This is a genomic window from Streptomyces sp. ID05-39B, from assembly GCF_033794725.1.
Lineage (GTDB): Bacteria > Actinomycetota > Actinomycetes > Streptomycetales > Streptomycetaceae > Streptomyces > Streptomyces bobili.
Genome location: NZ_JARGEF010000485.1, coordinates 1 through 1,860, shown reverse-complemented (window position 1 = coordinate 1,860; position 1,860 = coordinate 1). Strand labels below are relative to the sequence as shown.

Annotated in this window: 1 protein-coding gene; it reads right to left on the bottom strand. The window is 75.4% G+C overall.

All coding sequences use genetic code 11. The annotated features are described in order from the left end of the window. A partial coding sequence (locus tag P1P75_RS41335; protein WP_319265155.1) for an RICIN domain-containing protein occupies nt 1-1,714 on the bottom strand: 1,714 nt, incomplete at its 3' end. Nucleotides 1,715-1,860: the final 146 nt, after the last annotated feature.

Here is a 1,860-nt window from a genome sequence, read left to right as displayed (position 1 = left end):
GAAGGGAGGGGAGCAGTGGGACGGCCGGCACGACGGGCTCGGGCTCCTCCTCGCAGCAGTCGGCCTGGACGAACCGCTTCTCGTGCTCGGGTCCGGGCGCGGGTGCGACGGGAGGCGCGGACCCCTCCGGGGCGGGAGCGGGAACAGGAGCGGTCGGGCTGCTGCCGTCCGACCGCGGGGGCTGCGCCGGCCGCTCCTCGTCCGGGGCCCCGTGCGGTCCCCCCGTACCTCGCCCGGCATCCTGCGCGAGGTCGAAGGCCCACCGCTGGCCCGCCGTGCCGTCCCTTTGCGTGATGGTGACGTCGGTCCGCAACCCACCCGGGCCGGGCGCGACCACCAGTCCCTCACCGCCGCTGCGCAGCAGCAGTTCGCCGCGGACGGTCAGGTCGAAGAGAACGTTTCCGGAGTGCACCACGCAGTCGGCCAGGGCCACCGTCCCGCGTCCGGGCTCGGCGGTCAGGCAGAGGGCCGGTGCGGCGGCGCTGCGCAGCAGTCCGTCGTCCTGGTACGACCACTGCTGCGAGGCCGCTGCGGAGCAGGCCCCGAGGACGGCGACCGTCCCGGCCTCGGCCCGGCCGCCGTCGGTGTCGAGGCAGAGCCCGGCTGCGGTGGCGCGCAGTCGGCCGTGGGCGACCTCGGCGGAGTGCGCGGCGGAGGCGGCGGCCGACGAGGGGCCGGTGGACGCGGCGTCGGCCGGGGCGGTGCCGGTGTCCGTCGCGTCGGCGCCACCGACGGGCGCGCCCCAGGTGGCGCCGGCAGCGGGGACAGCGTTGTCATGGGACCAGCCACGGGTCACCAGCACGGTCGCGAGCAGGGCGAGGGAGGTCAGGCCGACGCCCACCAGAACGGTCCGCGAGCGGTGGCCCGGCAGGGCGAGCAGGCCCGTCGAGGTCGTGCGGTGCCGGGCGGTCCCGCCGCGTGGGCGGGCCTCGGCCGGCCGGAGGGCTGCCGTCGCCGTCGTCGCTGCGGTCGCCGTTGTCGTCGCCGTCGTCGCGGAAGTGGAGCGTCCGGGGCGGGAGTCGAGATAGCGGCGGGCGCCCCAGCCGAGGACGGTCTCGGCCAGCAGTACGCCCAGTCCGTCGTCGAAATGGCTGAGCTGTTCGGCGGCGTGCCGGCAGTGACGGCACCGCGCGAGATGGTCACGGACATCGGGCAGCAGGGTTCCGCCGCGGCGCAGGGGCACGTCGAGAAGGCGGTTGTAGAAACGGCATTCGCCCGACGGGGCGAGTTCCCGATGGGCGCGTACACAACCGGCCCGGAATTGTTCCCGCGCCTGTTCCAGACCGGCTGCGGCGGTGAAGGTGTCGACGCCCAGGAGGAGGGCGGGTATGGAGAGGGGTTCCGCCTCCACCTCCGTATGCCACAGAAGGCATTGGGAAGCGGCGGGCAAGTTCTGGAAAGCGCGTTCGGCGAGTTGCCGCCTTTCGGCGGTGACGGGCCGGGCGGCGCGCAGTCCCCGGCCACCGACGGTCTTGCGCAACTCCGGCAGCACGGCGACGACTCCGTCCGCGCCGGCCCAGGCACGGACCATGTCACGCACGGCGACGAGGAGTTGGGGACGCAGAGCGCCACCGGGGTGTCCCCCCGCCAGGCGTCCGAACACCTCGTGGAAGGCGGCGGCCGTGACCAGCGGTGCTGCCTCTCCGGTGTCGGCCAGGCAGACGGTGGCGTAGTCGTGGGCGGCACGCCAGTGCCGGGCGAGGACGCGGCCCATGTAGGGGCGGCGGCTGGCGAAACCCGGCCGCGACCACCCGCGGTGACGTACACGGGGGAGGCCACGTCAGGGAGCACGGCGCCGGTGGGGCCGTCCCCGGGGGCGCAGCCCCCGTGGGCCCCCGGCCGCACCCTCTCACTAATCCA